Here is a 15,458-nt window from a genome sequence, read left to right as displayed (position 1 = left end):
TCTTCCTAGTGTAAACTTAAATTTATATTAAAATATGTTATTAAATAAAAATTGATTTTGTTTTTTTTCTGAAAAATATTAACTTGTAAAAATCATAAACATAGACCGAACTTAATGTTAGAAAAGAAAGAACATAACTATGAGAAAGCTGTCTTGGTGGGTGTTATTACCCAAAATCAGGACGAAGATAAACTGACAGAGTATTTAGATGAACTTGAGTTTTTAGCTTTCACAGCAGGAGCAACCGTAGAAAAACGTTTTACTCAAAAACTGACTCAGCCTGACTCCAAAACTTTTATCGGAAGTGGAAAGGCTATTGAAATAAAAGAATATGTAAAAGAAAACGAGATAGGGACTGTAATCTTCGATGATGAACTCTCTCCTTCACAGCTTAAAAACCTGGAAAGAGATATGGAGGTTAAAATTTTGGACCGTACCAATCTTATTCTTGATATTTTTGCCCAAAGAGCACAGACTTCTTATGCAAGAACTCAGGTGGAACTGGCACAATATCAATATCTTTTACCACGATTGACAAGAATGTGGACCCACCTTGAGCGTCAGAAAGGGGGGATTGGAATGAGAGGTCCCGGTGAAACGGAAATTGAGACTGACCGTCGTATTATCCGTGACAGAATTACATTGCTGAAAGAAAAGCTGAAGACGATTGACAAGCAGATGGCTACTCAGCGTAACAACCGTGGAAAAGTGGTTCGTGCAGCTTTAGTAGGGTATACCAACGTGGGTAAATCTACCCTGATGAATTCTCTTTCAAAATCTGAGGTTTTTGCAGAAAATAAATTATTTGCAACATTGGATACGACTGTAAGAAAAGTAGTTATCGGAAATTTACCATTCCTGCTTACAGACACCGTAGGATTTATTAGAAAATTGCCAACTCAGCTGGTGGAATCGTTCAAATCTACTTTGGATGAGGTTCGTGAAGCTGATCTTTTGATTCATGTGGTGGATATTTCTCACGAAAGCTTTGAAGACCATATAGAATCGGTAAATCATATTCTGATGGAAATCAATGCTCACCAGAAACCTATGATTATGGTTTTCAATAAGATTGATGATTTCAGCTATGAGAAAAAAGATGACGATGATCTTACGCCATCCACTCGTAAAAATATCTCCCTGGAAGAATGGACAAAAACGTGGATGGGGAAATCAAAATATCCAACGGTTTTCATTTCTGCCTTAACGAAGGAAAATTTCCCGGAAATGAAGAAAATGATCTATGACGAGGTGATGAAAATTCATATTTCCAGATTTCCATACAACGATTTCCTTTTCGAATATTTCGATAACGACGAAGAAGACGAAAGCAACAATTAATGAAATATCAATTTTTCCTTTTATTCATTCTATTTTCGGTTTTTGGCTTCGGTCAGAAATCAAAAATAGACTTAAAAGCTATTGAGAAAAGTCTCCAAAATTCTGACTCTCCTTATAATTACGAGAAGCTTATTTTTAAGTATAAAGGATATCCGAAGTCTTTGGATAGTATAGAGTCACAATATCTTTATTATGGAAGGAATTTCAGAAAAGATAAAGTAACCACATCGGAAGATAGTTTTAAAAACCTTGTAGATGCTTTTAAGCAGAATAATTTTGCTGACTGTATCAAGCAAGGGAAAGCTTTGTATAATAAAGATCCAACAAATCTGGATATCCTGCTGATCCTTCTCAGGGCTTATGACTCTGTAAAAGACGGCAACAATTTTATACATCATCTCAATCAGTTCCGTGCGATTACTGAAGGCATAAAAAGTTCAGGGGACGGGAAATCTGAGAAGACGGCTTATATCGTTAATTCCGTAGGGGATGAGTACATTCTGCTGAACATTCTGAACATAGGACAGGATTACAAAAGAAACTCAAAAACGGTTAAAGATGGTATGTTTGATATCTGGGAAAAAGATGATACAAAGATTTACATAAAAATACTCTATTGGGAACTCACCAATTAATCTCAAAATAAAAACACTTAGTGGAATTATATTATTCATTTTCAGCGTTAATCGTATTAGCATCAATATTTGCATATCTCAATTACAGGTTTTTAAAACTTCCAAGTACCATCGGAATTATGGTGATCGCAATTGTGGTTTCTATTTTTCTGGTAATGTTCGGAGAAACAGTGCTTCCGAGAACTTTCGGACACCTGCACAACTTGATGGACAGCATCGACTTTACGGAGGTTTTGATGGGTGCAATGCTTAATTTTCTTCTTTTTGCGGGAGGAATTCATATTAATATTAACGACCTGAAAGAACAATTCAGACCTGTTGTTATATTTTCCACAGCAGGTGTTGTGATTTCTACTTTTGTGGTAGGATTTGGAATGTTTTATCTGCTTCCTTATGTGGGTGTTAAGCTTCCTTTTATCTACTGTCTTGTTTTTGGAGCCTTGATTTCACCTACTGATCCGGTAGCCGTTCTGAGTGTTTTAAAACAGGCTAATGTATCCAAATCACTGGAAACAAAAGTAGCCGGAGAGTCTCTCTTCAATGACGGTATGGCGGTTGTTGTCTTTACAGTGATCTTACAGCTTGCGGTAGGAAAAGAAGTGGATCTGAGTGTTGAAACCATAGGATTGCTTCTGCTTAAAGAAGCAGGAGGAGGTCTTTTACTGGGAGTTTTGCTTGGATGGGTTACCTCAAGGCTTATGCGTGAAGTGGATGATTATATTATTTCCGTATTGGTGACACTTTCTGTTGTGATGGGAGGGTATCTTATTGCCCGCCAAATGCATATTTCAGGGCCATTAACAATGGTGGCGGCCGGACTATTCATGGGGAACTTCAACAGAAGTTTTAAAATGAAATCGGTCACTCAGGATTATCTGATTAAGTTCTGGGAACTGATTGATGAAATTCTGAATGCTGTATTATTCCTGTTCATCGGATTTGAACTTTTGATGATTAAGGATCTGAAACATTTTATGGTACCTGGTTTACTGGCAATTATTGTCGTTCTTTTGGCAAGGTTTATTTCCATCTGGGGCCCTACAAAATTTACCTCTCTGAGAAAAAGTTTCAGCCCACAGACTGTAAAAGTTCTGGTTTGGGGAGGGATTCGTGGAGGAGTTTCTATTGCGCTGGCAATGTCTATTCCTAAAAGCGAATACAGTGAGATTATTTTAAGTATTACCTACTGTGTAGTGGTTTTCTCTATTATTGTTCAGGGGCTTACTATTGCTAAAGTGGCTAATCCTAACAAGATTGCAAAAGAAGAAGAAGAGCAGGAGCAGGAAAGCCTTGCGGTAGAGGAGAAAGCTTAGACGTAACAATCGTTCAGAAATATGAGTATTGTCAAAGAAATACAGGAAGCATTAGCTGTTCTATCCATTCCTGAAAAGGCAGAATTCTTTCCAAGATTTTTTAAAACCGGAAAAGGAGAATATGGAGAAGGAGATCTGTTTCTGGGCGTAAAAGTTCCGGATCAGCGCTCTGTAGCCAAAGAATATTATTCGAAAATCAATTTAAAAGAACTCAGTACTTTACTTTCTTCAAAATACCATGAACATAGGCTGACGGCTCTTTTTATGCTGATTTCAAAGTTTGAAAAAACAAAAGATAAAGCTGTAAAAGAAGAAGTGGTCGCTTTCTATCTTAATCATCTTCCTTATGTCAACAACTGGGATCTGGTAGACTCCACCTGCTATAAAATTTTGGGCAGGTATACTTTTGAAAACCAGAAAGAAAACCTTCTCAGAGAACTTTCGGAATCTGAAGAAATGTGGCATAAGAGAATAGCCGTTGTGGGGACAATGCATTACATAAAAAAAGGGTCGTTTGATCTTACTAAGGAATTCGTAACCAGAAATCTGAAACATCCTCATGATCTGATGCATAAAGCCAATGGTTGGTTATTAAGGGAAATGGGAAATAAAAATGAAGGAGTACTGATCAGCTATCTGAATCAGTATTACAAAGAAATGCCCAGAACCTGCCTTCGGTACGCAATTGAAAAGCTGGACGAAGATCTTCGTCAGGACTATTTGAAAGGACGTATTTAAAAAAGAATAAAGCTAAAAGAGCTGTGTGTAGTTTCCTGTCTTGAAAAAGTACCGGAAAACAGCTATTTATGCTCGAAAAATCAAAGATGATAAGGATTTAAGGCCAAAATTGAGTAATTTTGTGGCTTTAAAACCAATCATGAAAAATTTTCTCAGATTATTTCTTCTATTTTTTCCTTTGCTATTCCTTACAAGCTGTTTCGATATCCTTGATAAAGTGAATGTAAAGGCCGACGGAACAGGGGAATATACTATTATTCTTAACGCCAGTAAAAGCAAAACAAGGCTGGCATCCATCTCCAAAATGGAAACCATCAACGGCAAAAAGGTTCCGAAAAAGGCTGAAATTGAGAATAAGATCAATGAAGCTGCAAAAATTTTCAAAGGGACTCCCGGAATCAGCAATGTGAAAACATCCATGGATTTTGATAATTATATCATTAAGCTGAGCTGTAATTTCAAAAAGATTGAAAATATCAATGCCGGCCTGGAAAAACTGAAAGTTCAGAATATATTGGGAAAAATGGTTCCAACACAAGTGTACAGCCAGAATCTTGAAAAAAAGATGTTGACAAGGAATAAAGTCAATACCTTCAAAGCAGACTACGACAAGATGAGCAAGGCAGATAAGGAGGTTTTTAACGATGCAAAATATACTTCCATTATGCAGTTCGAAAGTACAGTGAAATCACAAACGAATAACACGTATGTACTTTCTCCCAACAAAAAAGCACTCAAACTGGAGGCTGATATCCTGGATCTGATCCTTCAGAAAAAACAAATACAAAACACAATTCTTTTTCAATAAATTTCTAAACTATCGTCATGAAATCTATCTTATTAAAAACACAAAAAATTATTTTTGTACTCTTTGGGTTTACACTGGTTTTTGCCCAAAATAGTATGAAAATCCCGTCTGATGCCGTATTTTATATGGAAGTCAACGGAAAACAGCTTAACAATAAAATCAATTGGAATAAACTGAATCCTTTGCTGCATGAACTTAGCAAAAAGAGCAAAGAAACCCTTTCATGGACAGATTATTCCAAAACAGGAATCAAATACGATGCTGTTCAATACCATTATGCAAGTTTTAATGACTCCATTAAGACCTACAATACCCATTTTATCATTGATAATAAAGAGAAATTTCAGGAATTCGTTAATTCTGTGAAGAAAAAAGGACAGGAAGTTTCTAAGAAGCCCAACTATTCCTACGTTGATATCAATGATGATGTTTTTGTAGCCTGGAACGGCAGCCGTGCAGTGCTTAGTATGATAAGCTATACCAAACCCTACAAAGATCTTTGGGCAACGGAACCTGTTATAGATAGTGCTGTCGTAGCTGTTGATACCGTTTATGCAGAGGCAGGAGATACCGCTTATACCGATGAGCCGGAAAAACCTTTTGATTATAAAGAAGAAATTAAAAGCCTGAAGGAAGATGTTAAATATCTGAAAGAAAGCATTAAAGATAATAACAACGAGATCGCAAGAATCCAGAAAGATATCAAATACCTGCAGAAGCATCACAAATATCCACAGGAAAAGGAAAATGCAGAGCAACATGAGGATGAAAATATGCCTGATGAAGGATATGAAGATGATGGGAAAGCCTTCCAGAAAGAGCAGGATTCTATCCACAGAGAAAACTTCAAGATCGTTAAAAAGAACGCAGAAGATCGTTTTGACCAATACTTCAGTTCAAATTTAGAAATAGAAGTTCCTAAAGAAATGCTGGCTTTCAGAGATGGCAATTCCGATGTTTTTGTCTACACAGACTACGGAAGAATTGTAAATGAAGGAATTTATGGCAAGATGGCGAAGTTCTACAGTTATGGACAGTTCTTCAAAAATATGTACAACTCTAACTATGCGTATAATCTGTATTTTGATAAAGATAAAGTAAGGCTGGTTAACAATTATCAGCACAAAAATGCTGATATTCAAAAGAATATCTCAGCTATTTATAAAGGCAAGAAAAACAAAAAATTGCTGGAACTGATCAATGAAAAAAGCGTTGGCTATTATGCAATGAACGTCAATGGAGCGAAATGTTTTGACATGATGTACAGCCTTCTTCAGAACTCCGGAGAAAATGAGTACAAAAAAGAAATGGAACTGATCATGGAAACCATGAAAATCGTTTTGGATGAAGAAGCCATTACCAAAATAGCACCAGGAAACGGAATCTTTGTTTTAAACGAGCTGAAATCCAAAAAAGTAGAATACACCGATTACGAATACGATGCTGATTTCAATGAAAAAGAAGTAAAGAAAACCAAAGATATTGCTGTCCCTAACTTCACTTTTGCTTTTGCAACGGAGAACGAAGGATATTGGAACCGTATTTTTGATGTGCTTGCTACCAATAAAAAACTGGCTAAAAGATTCTCTAAAAAAGGAAACGTCTATACATTTAAAGAAGAGAAAAACGGAGGATATATTGATCAACTATTCTTTACCGTAAAAGACGGTGTGGTGTATCTGATGAGTTCTGCTGATAATATGTTGCCTGTCAGCCAGTCTGATATTTCCAGAAAATGGGCGAAAGATTCTGCGAAGTATCCTTTATCCGGAAGATTGGATATTCAGAAACTTTTAACAGGCTTAGATAAAGAGTTCAAAAGTCCTAAAGAAAGAAAAACATTAGAGGCAATCAGAAAAAATGTAGGCGAATTATATTATAAAACTGAAGTAAAAGGAGAAAGTATCCAGACTGAAATGAATTATAATATTAAAGATTCTTCTGAAAACAGCCTGATGTATTTCTTTGATGTATTCGAGCAGGTTTTTAAAACAAAAGAAAAAGAAGAGAAGCCACAAATTTTATAAATGAAGAAAAAGAAAATTATTGTCCCGTTACTTTTATTGCTCGCAGTTGCAGTATATTTTGTGGTTTTTCATAAAGATAAGAACCTCAGATATATTCCTGAGAATGCAGATGCGGTTGTTTTAATTGATATCAAGAAAGTAACGGGGCAATATCTTTTCAGTTGGATAACCCATCCTTCACATTGGTCCGGAAGCAAAACAAAGGGTAAAAGCTCCGGGTCATTGAAAGATGCAGGAATCAGAATCCCGGATTTTTTACAGATCTTCCATATAAAAGACAGTAAGTTTTCAGAATGGTACACTCTAATAGAGCTTAAAGATCCACAGAAATTCATTGCTTTTTTAAAGAAGCAAAAATTTACAGATAAAGGGAACAACTGTTTTCAGAAGGACCAGATTTTCATTATGCTAAATGGAGGGCATTGTATTGCAGGAACTTCTGACCACGCTTTTGAATCCATTCAAAAAAAACTTCTGCAAACTTCTTCACATCGTGTTTGGAATGCAGATCAGCTTATTGATAATACATTGGGGAGCCTTTCTTTCATTTCAGGACAGAATATTCAAAACTTTTCGATTGAATTACATGATGATGAGATTGAAATAAAAAATAATGCAAATCAGGAAATCTTTAATTTCATGGCTTCTAAACTTCAAAAGGAAAGCCACTTCCTGACATTGGAATTAGATAAAGAAAACATCAGGAACTTCACGCGGTTTTTCAATAAAAGCATTGCGGATTCCTCACAGGCATCTTACATTCAAGCAACGGTAGATCTTGAACGTGTTAATGACACCATTATCAGTTATGAATATGATGATAATTTCAATGAAGTTGAAAAGAAGACCTTTCAAAAGATAACACAGCCTAATTATATCATCGATATCCAATCTAGAAACCCTGCACAGACATGGGAATACTTTCAGTCTAAAAAGTGGATTAATACAGAAAATCAATTCACTGCAATTCCCTTCCAACCCAATGAAATCAGCCAAAATAATAGTGGAGTTGCCATAAAATCGACCAGAAACCCCGTGATGTTATCGGCTCAATTCAACGAAAACTATATTTTCATCAGAAACAATGCTCTGCTGTATTCTTCTTTGAAAACGCTGAATAATACTGAAAAAAAGATCATTTCCGACATAGATTATGTGCTGTATGGGAATAAGTCGAAGGATTATTGGGTAAAAATAAAAGCCAGGAAAGGAGAATTACCCTTAATTTTACGGTGGTAAGCATAGAAACCGAAAAATAAATACCTATTAATGGCTCCATCAGACATTGCATTGCTCAAAACATGCACACATTATTTTTTACATTTTGTATTTCCAGTCTTTATTGCACTGGTTTTTTATCCTAAAAACTGGAAGAAAGTATATCTTATCCTATTGGCGACAATGCTGGTAGATTTGGATCACCTTTTTGCCAATCCTATTTTTGATCCTTCAAGAGGAAGCATCGGTTTTCATTTTTTACATTCATATTATGCCATTGCGGTGTATTTTTTGATGTTGTTTTTTAAAGGAAATATCAGAATTATAGGAATCGGGCTTCTGTTTCATATGTTGACAGATTTTCAGGACTTTACCTTCTGGCCTCATTAAAATATTATTAATATTTTCTTTTGATATTTAAAATTTCATAGATTTTTTGTATTTTGTAGTCACTTATGAGACCTAAAGAATTCTTACATTATACTTATATTTTCCCTGTCCTTGCGGTAGGTTACTACTTTTCCGGATTGATGGGCGGAGGAGTTCTTTATGATATCATTGCCGGTATTTTATTGATCGGGAGTGTTTTATCGGCAGTACATCATGCCGAAGTAGTGGCTCATAAAGTAGGAGAACCTTTCGGAACCATTATTCTGGCTCTTTGTATCACCATTATTGAAGTCGCGCTTATCATCTCGCTCATGGTTGCCGGCGGAGATCAGGCGATCACGCTGGCCAGAGATACAGTCTTTGCCGCTGTCATGCTTATTCTAAACGGAATTCTGGGAATATGTATTCTTGTAGGCGGTGTTAAATATCATGAGCAGTTCTTCGCAAGAACCTCTGCAACTACTTATCTGGTAAGTATTGTTTCCATCCTGGTGCTTACCCTTGTTCTTCCCAATTTTACGTCAAGTGTAAACGGTCCTTTCTATAACGAAGCACAGCTTATTTTTATATCCATTGCCTGTCTGGTGATCTACGGAATTTTCCTGATGGTACAAACGGTGCGCCACAGAAGCTATTTTATCATTCCTGATGAACATCCTGAAGAACATTATATCCCGTCACTGACAAAAACTCTGATCAGTTTTGCCTTCTTGGTCGTTTGTCTGATTATTGTCGTATTAATGGCAAAAGGACTTTCCGATACTATTGAAGGGATGGTACAAAGTGTAGGAGCTCCTAAATCTTTGGTTGGGGTAATTATTGCCGCCGTAGTTCTGCTTCCTGAAGGGGTAGCTGCGATTCGTGCCGCAAGAGCCAATCAGATCCAGTCTAGTTTAAATCTGGCATTAGGTTCAGCTCTGGCAAGTATCGGATTGAGTATTCCTGCTGTTTCTGTAGTGTGTATTATGTATGATATTCCACTGGTACTGGGCTTAGACAAAAAAGACATTATCCTTCTTTCTTTATCAGTCTTTATTGTAATGCTTTCATTGAGCCGCGGAAAGACCAATATCCTTTACGGAACGGTTCTATTAGTGAATCTGGCAGCCTATATCTTTACGGTAATCGTTCCTTAGAAAGATGTAATGATACAATCGCATTTGCACTTATTTACAAAATAAATCCTCTAAATTTAGAATCCCGGAACTCGCTAAAGTCTTCTTGCCAATTCCATCTTGAAAGCCATTAGTTTTGCTATGTTTTCGGATTTGTAAATCGCCATATCGGCATTTTCTCCGACGAAGTTTTCTTCAATCGTCGTTCGCCAAAGCTCAAGCCATCTATCAAAATGTTTCTGCTCCATAGCTTGTATCTCATTGATGGGGAAATGTACCCCCATCGGGTTGCCTTTATAGGTCATCTGCCCAAAAAGGATAGACTCCCAAAAAGAATACATTTTAGGAAGATGTTGGTCCCAATCTACTTTAGCAACATCATTAAAGAAAAAACCTATGGTTTCATCTTTAACGACTTTATTGTAAAATGCATTGACTAGGTCTTCAATATCTTCTCGTGATTCAAGCTTTTTCATAATTCAAAGTTAGTATAAATCATATAAAAAAATCCAGTCTCAAAATTGATAAATTTCATATAAACAGCATTTTAGAGCAAAATATAGGATAATCAGATGGAAAATTGGGAAACATTAAAATTTGATTAATTCGCAAAAAAGTGGCTTAAAAAAGTTCATTTTTTGTAAATTTAATTATTAAACACTAAAAAATTATTAAAATGATTAAAAAAATCAATTCTTTTTGGTTTCTCTTATTGATGTTTTCGGTGTCATGTTCAAGAGATGAAGTGAGTGCAATTAATGATGATTCAGCAAAGGTAAATTCTGCTGAAGTAAAGAAAGTACAGCTGACAGAGGCTGAGATGCTGCAGAAAGGCTGGAAAATTGGAGATGAGTTTAAATTGCTGGATAATAATAGTCTGGTTGTAAACAGGTTGGACAATGAAGAGCATGAAATTCCTTTCAAGCCTAACCATTTGAAAGACATGGGATATGATATCAATTATTCCGGAGAAAGAACGAGGTTAAAAAATGTTTTTGCATACAATGGCCAGATCCCGGATGGAATTATCTTTAATCCCGATCTTTCTGTAGATGGAGATACCCGGAATACAGCTCCTAATCCTAATGTTTCCATTGTTTTGGGAACTCCTGAGGTAACGATAAAAACAGACGGAATAGATTTGCCGGATAATGCTTATACTACGGAAGCTATTAATAATGGAGACCGTGAAAGCGAAATTACAGTATCCTATTCTTACAAAAAGGGATATTCTACCTCGTGGAAACGTACTGTTTCAGGATCATTTGAAGTGGCGGCATCCGTATCTGTTGATATTCCGTTGGTTGCAAAAGCTTCAGCAAGCACTAAAGTTGTTGTAGGAGGAGATACAACGGAAGGTACGGAAAATTCTGAAGAGATTACTGAAACCAGTACTTATAAGACTATTGTTCCGGCGCACTCTAAAAAGACCATCTCTATCCTGACGAAATTAAAAGGATCTTCTGTAGAATACTTTGTACCCATGAAATTGAATGGAAAATTGCAAGCCAACTTTTCTTCTCCGGTCAACGGCCATTATTATTGGGCTTTTCCTATTGAAGACTTTCCTAATTTTCTTTCTGATATACACGGAGAGTCGGGGACTGTAAAATCTGTCAGCAATGTAAGTGTTACTGTCATAGAATCGCCTGCACAAACGATATAAAGTCACTATAATCAATATTGCATAAACAGTAGGAATCCAGAGATTTCTGCTGTTTTTGTATAGGTTATTTTAAGTAAAAACCTCATAAAGGTCTGTGGGAAAATAATCTGTCATCTGAATGATGAATGTTAAAGAAATGATGACTAAAAAACATAACTTTGCTTTTTTAAATAGTATAAAACAGAAGGGGAGAGCTGATCATCAATCGGCTTGTTTGCAGAGAAAAATCATTATATAACAGAGTCAAAATGATTAAAAAATGACAGGAGGATTCAGAAAAAAAATCCGCCAGAAAAATGCGGAAAACAGTGGTTTTGGAACCAATGCATCCGGAAGATTTATCAATAAAGACGGCCTTCCGAATGTTCAGAGAAGAGGAGTGAATGTTTTCAACAGGCTCAGCTGGTATCATACCATGCTGAATCTCTCTTCATTTCGTTTTATTTCCTATCTGGTCATTGCTTACATTGTGATCAACATTATTTTTGCCATGATCTACTACCTGATCGGGGTGGAGCATCTTACCGGAATTGATAAAAGTGATCCGTTGAATGAATTTATTGATGTCTTTTTCTTCAGCTCCCAGACCTTTACAACAGTTGGATATGGAAGAATAGCTCCTGTAGGTTTTTTAGCCAGTCTTGTGGCTACTTTTGAAGCTTTTCTGGGATTGCTTACCTTTGCCATTGCAACAGGACTTTTTTACGGACGTTTTTCAAGACCGAGAGCATACCTGAGATTTTCTGATATAGCTGTTATTGCTCCTTTTCAGGAATCTTCAGCATTAATGTTCAGGCTTGCTCCTTATAAAAATAATGCATTGACAGATGCTGATGTGATTTTGTCGGCGGCTATTGAAGTAATAGAAAATGGGACTGCTAAAAGTAATTTTTACAGACTAGAAACTCAATTAAATAAGATTAATACCCTGGCACTCAACTGGACCGTTGTGCATAAAATTGACGAAAATTCTCCATTTTATGGCTTTTCTGAAGACGATTTTAAAAATACGGATATTGAGCTTATTGTACAGGTACGGGCGTTTGATGAAGTGTTCTCAAATACGGTGGTTCAAAGGTCTTCGTACACTACAGGTGAGATTATTTATGGAGCCAGATTTATCCCGATGTATTATCCAAGCAGAGAAAATATCACGACTGTTTTGGATCTGGATAAAATCAATGAATACAAGAAAGAAGAACTTCCGGATGCCGTGAGAAATAAAGAATAAATGAATTTAGATTTTTATAAAAAACAAGCAATACAAAAACAGAAAGAGCACAAGAAGTTTCTGGACGGATTAAAGAAAAAACCGCCCAAAAACCTTGATTATATTGTACAGGAAACCCATGAGGAAGTTTTTGATGAAATAGACTGTTTACAATGTGCCAATTGCTGCAAAACAACCGGTCCGTTGTATACTGAAAAGGACGTTGAACGTATTGCCAAGCATCTCCGCATGAAGTCTGCAGACTTTGAAGCCAAGTTTCTAAGGGTAGATGAAGATAATGACAAAGTATTACAGAATCTTCCCTGCTTTTTCCTGAACACTGATAATACCTGCTCTATCTATGAAGTGAGACCTAAAGCCTGCCGGGAATACCCTCATACAGACCGTAAGAAGATTTATCAGATTAATAATCTGATGCTGAAAAATACGGTAATCTGCCCCGCAGCATTTGAATTTGTAGAAAAAATGATGAAAAATATAGCAAAATAATTTTTTGTGAAATCCTCTTAAATAATTATAAAGTACGTTAAATAAGCTTTTTACACATAATTTTATAAATGATGCCTCGTTTAAGTTAAACAATCATTTAAATATTACATTATGAAAAAGTTATTTTTAACGGCAGCGTTTACATTAGTCGGAGTAATCGCAGTATCAGCACAATCTACACCACAAAAGCCAGCTGATACCTCCACTAATAAACCAACGACAACTCAAACTCAACAACCGAATACACAGACTACAAGTCCTTCGGATCCAAAGAATCAACAGGAAAAAACACCTGCTACTACAATGGAGACTTCTCCCGCAGTTGATCCATCGGTAAGTACAACCCCTACGGATGCAACTAAGCCTGCAGATGCTCCTAAAGAAGGAAAGAAAGACAAAAAGAAGAAGAAGTAAAAGCACGTTAGCAAACACTAGTCGGAATCCTGAAATCTTGTATTTCAGGATTTTTTCTGTTCTGTTTCTTTTACTTTGAACTGAACAATTGCATGAATCAAATCCAGCGGAAGATCTTCGGTAATCGGAAACTGTACAGCTCCTTTTGAAAATTTATAATTCCTTTCCTCAAAATCTTTCTCAAAATTACTGATGCCCTCAGCCCCCGGATAGAACCCAATATGCTTTTTATACCCCGCAAAGTAAACTAAAGGTTTTCCTTTATACCTGAAAGCAGGCATCTGGTATCCGATATACTCTTCCAGATCCGGAACCTGTGAGTGAATGGCTTGTCTCAGCTCAAGCAGTTTTCCCTGTACTTCTATGGGGAACAGAAGAATGTATTCATCAATATTTTTAAAAGTGTTTTTCATGACATAAAAATAAAAAAAAAGCGCTGCATATAGCAGCGCTTTCTCCTTTCACTTTTTACTTTTTTCCCATTATCCCGGGAACAGGCTTTATCAAAAAAGGTCGGGAATTTTTCCCAACCTTTATTTTTTTCTGTTACACAACTCCTTGAGCCAACATTGCTTCTGCTACCTTTACGAAGCCGGCAATATTTGCACCCTTTACGTAGTTTACATAACCGTCTTCGTCTTTTCCGTAGTCTCTACAAGCTTTGTGGATACCGATCATGATTTCCTTTAATCTTGCGTCAACTTCTTCAGAAGTCCAGTTAAGACGGATAGAGTTCTGAGTCATTTCTAATCCTGATGTAGCAACACCTCCAGCATTGGAAGCCTTACCAGGAGAGAATAATACTTTATTGTCTAAGAAATAGTTGATGGCATCCAGTGTAGAAGGCATATTGGCCGCTTCAGTTACACAAACACATCCGTTTTCAACTAGTTTTCTTGCATCATCTAAATCTAATTCGTTTTGAGTTGCAGAAGGGAACGCAACATCACACTTCACATCCCAAGGACGTTTTCCAGCGTGGAACTCAGCAGATGGATATTTTTTAGCATAATCTTCAGCTCTGTTATTTCCTGAAGATCTAAGCTCTAATAAATAATCAATCTTTTCTCCGCTGATACCATCTTTATCGTAGATATATCCGTCAGGACCAGAAACCGTTACTACTTTAGCCCCTAGTTCAGTTGCTTTTTTGATAACTCCCCAAGCTACGTTTCCGAAACCTGATACAGTTACTATTTTCCCTTGGAAATTTTGTCCGATAGTTTTAAGCATCTGCTCAGCGAAGTATACAACACCGTATCCTGTAGCTTCAGGACGGATTAATGAACCTCCGTAAGCAAGACCTTTTCCTGTAAGAACTCCAGTAAATTCGTTTCTGATTTTCTTGTACTGTCCGAATAAATATCCGATTTCTCTTGCTCCAACACCGATATCTCCTGCAGGTACATCTGTTTCAGGACCGATGTGCTTACATAGTTCTGTCATGAAAGCCTGGCAGAAACGCATTACTTCCATATCAGATTTTCCTTGTGGATCAAAATCTGAACCTCCTTTACCACCTCCCATTGGAAGAGTTGTCAGAGAGTTTTTGAATACTTGTTCGAAAGCTAAGAACTTAAGAACCGATAAGTTTACAGTAGGGTGGAAACGAATTCCTCCTTTGTATGGACCAATTGCAGAGTTCATCTGAATTCTGAAACCTCTGTTAACCTGAATTTCTCCTTTGTCATCAACCCATGGAACTCTGAAAATAATAATTCTTTCAGCTTCAGCCATTCTTTCAAGCAGCTTCATTCCGGTATATTCTTTTTTAGTAGCAATGAACGGAATTACAGTTACGGCAACTTCTTTTACGGCCTGTAAGAACTCTGGTTCGTTAGGATTTTTTGCTTCAATTTTTGCAATAAACTCTTGGATTTTCTGGTCAATATTATATTGTTCCATATATTAAGGTTGAATATTATTGTCAACAAATTTAATTTTTTTTTCAAGATTCACAACACTATATTTTAAGATTGTTAAAAATTAAATAATAATGTTCCATAATATTATTAAATTGATAATTTGTGTTTAAATTTTATTAAAAATGAAATGTTATGTATGAAATAATGC

At 36.3% G+C, this 15,458-nt stretch carries 16 protein-coding genes; 13 read left to right on the top strand and 3 right to left on the bottom strand.

The genetic code is table 11. From position 1 onward, the window contains the following. The first annotated feature begins 114 nt into the window (after positions 1-114). The 9 genes from hflX to C1634_RS02145 all read left to right on the top strand — a co-directional run bounded on the left by hflX (position 115) and on the right by C1634_RS02145 (position 9,606). The gene (hflX, locus tag C1634_RS02185) at positions 115-1,341 is read left to right on the top strand and encodes a GTPase HflX (protein WP_109737837.1); all 1,227 of its coding nucleotides are present in this window, start codon (positions 115-117) and stop codon (positions 1,339-1,341) included. Beyond that, positions 1,341-1,976, top strand: a complete 636-nt coding sequence (locus C1634_RS02180) for a DUF4919 domain-containing protein (protein ID WP_103231177.1) — start codon at positions 1,341-1,343, stop codon at positions 1,974-1,976. The genes hflX and C1634_RS02180 overlap by 1 nt, the downstream gene beginning before the upstream one ends. A gap of 20 nt (positions 1,977-1,996) precedes the next feature. Next, positions 1,997-3,289: a cation:proton antiporter gene (locus tag C1634_RS02175; protein WP_109737836.1), complete on the top strand. Its 1,293-nt coding sequence runs from the start codon at positions 1,997-1,999 to the stop codon at positions 3,287-3,289. 21 nt (positions 3,290-3,310) lie between these two features. Continuing rightward, positions 3,311-4,027, top strand: a complete 717-nt coding sequence (locus tag C1634_RS02170; protein ID WP_109737835.1) for a DNA alkylation repair protein — start codon at positions 3,311-3,313, stop codon at positions 4,025-4,027. A 139-nt stretch (positions 4,028-4,166) separates the two neighbouring features. After that, positions 4,167-4,835, top strand: a complete 669-nt coding sequence (locus tag C1634_RS02165; protein ID WP_103234976.1) for a hypothetical protein — start codon at positions 4,167-4,169, stop codon at positions 4,833-4,835. Between the two features lie 17 nt (positions 4,836-4,852). After that, the gene (locus C1634_RS02160) at positions 4,853-6,862 is read left to right on the top strand and encodes a hypothetical protein (protein WP_103234977.1); all 2,010 of its coding nucleotides are present in this window, start codon (positions 4,853-4,855) and stop codon (positions 6,860-6,862) included. Continuing rightward, entirely contained in the window at positions 6,863-8,101 is a 1,239-nt protein-coding gene (locus tag C1634_RS02155) for a hypothetical protein (protein WP_103234978.1), read from the top strand. 30 nt (positions 8,102-8,131) lie between these two features. After that, positions 8,132-8,470 (top strand): DUF6122 family protein, encoded by a 339-nt coding sequence (locus C1634_RS02150; protein ID WP_185145110.1) that lies wholly within the window; start codon positions 8,132-8,134, stop codon positions 8,468-8,470. 65 nt (positions 8,471-8,535) lie between these two features. Then, a complete protein-coding gene (locus C1634_RS02145) occupies positions 8,536-9,606 on the top strand; it encodes a calcium:proton antiporter (protein ID WP_103234979.1) in 1,071 nt (356 codons plus the stop codon). A gap of 74 nt (positions 9,607-9,680) precedes the next feature. Here C1634_RS02145 and C1634_RS02140 read toward each other — a convergent pair whose 3' ends face one another. After that, positions 9,681-10,061: a group III truncated hemoglobin gene (locus C1634_RS02140; protein WP_109737834.1), complete on the bottom strand. Its 381-nt coding sequence runs from the start codon at positions 10,059-10,061 to the stop codon at positions 9,681-9,683. A gap of 200 nt (positions 10,062-10,261) precedes the next feature. On the opposite strand from C1634_RS02140, the gene C1634_RS02135 reads away from it, so the two are divergent. The 4 genes from C1634_RS02135 to C1634_RS02120 all read left to right on the top strand — a co-directional run bounded on the left by C1634_RS02135 (position 10,262) and on the right by C1634_RS02120 (position 13,385). Beyond that, a complete protein-coding gene (locus C1634_RS02135; RefSeq protein ID WP_103234958.1) occupies positions 10,262-11,251 on the top strand; it encodes a hypothetical protein in 990 nt (329 codons plus the stop codon). A 259-nt stretch (positions 11,252-11,510) separates the two neighbouring features. Further along, the gene (locus C1634_RS02130) at positions 11,511-12,482 is read left to right on the top strand and encodes an ion channel (protein WP_103234957.1); all 972 of its coding nucleotides are present in this window, start codon (positions 11,511-11,513) and stop codon (positions 12,480-12,482) included. After that, complete coding sequence (locus C1634_RS02125) at positions 12,483-12,971, top strand: YkgJ family cysteine cluster protein (RefSeq protein ID WP_103234956.1); 489 nt, start codon at positions 12,483-12,485, stop codon at positions 12,969-12,971. It begins immediately after the preceding gene. A gap of 111 nt (positions 12,972-13,082) precedes the next feature. After that, positions 13,083-13,385 (top strand): hypothetical protein, encoded by a 303-nt coding sequence (locus tag C1634_RS02120; RefSeq protein WP_103234955.1) that lies wholly within the window; start codon positions 13,083-13,085, stop codon positions 13,383-13,385. Positions 13,386-13,429: 44 nt separating this feature from the next. Here C1634_RS02120 and C1634_RS02115 read toward each other — a convergent pair whose 3' ends face one another. Together C1634_RS02115 and gdhA are read right to left on the bottom strand one after the other, a co-directional pair. After that, the gene (locus C1634_RS02115; protein ID WP_103234954.1) at positions 13,430-13,798 is read right to left on the bottom strand and encodes an iron chaperone; all 369 of its coding nucleotides are present in this window, start codon (positions 13,796-13,798) and stop codon (positions 13,430-13,432) included. 133 nt (positions 13,799-13,931) lie between these two features. Beyond that, positions 13,932-15,290: an NADP-specific glutamate dehydrogenase gene (gene gdhA / locus C1634_RS02110; protein ID WP_103234953.1), complete on the bottom strand. Its 1,359-nt coding sequence runs from the start codon at positions 15,288-15,290 to the stop codon at positions 13,932-13,934. Positions 15,291-15,458: the final 168 nt, after the last annotated feature.

The organism is Chryseobacterium viscerum, assembly GCF_002899945.2.
Lineage (GTDB): Bacteria > Bacteroidota > Bacteroidia > Flavobacteriales > Weeksellaceae > Chryseobacterium > Chryseobacterium viscerum.
The sequence above is the reverse complement of the archived record's forward strand: the minus strand, read 5'-3'. Positions and strand labels throughout refer to the sequence as shown.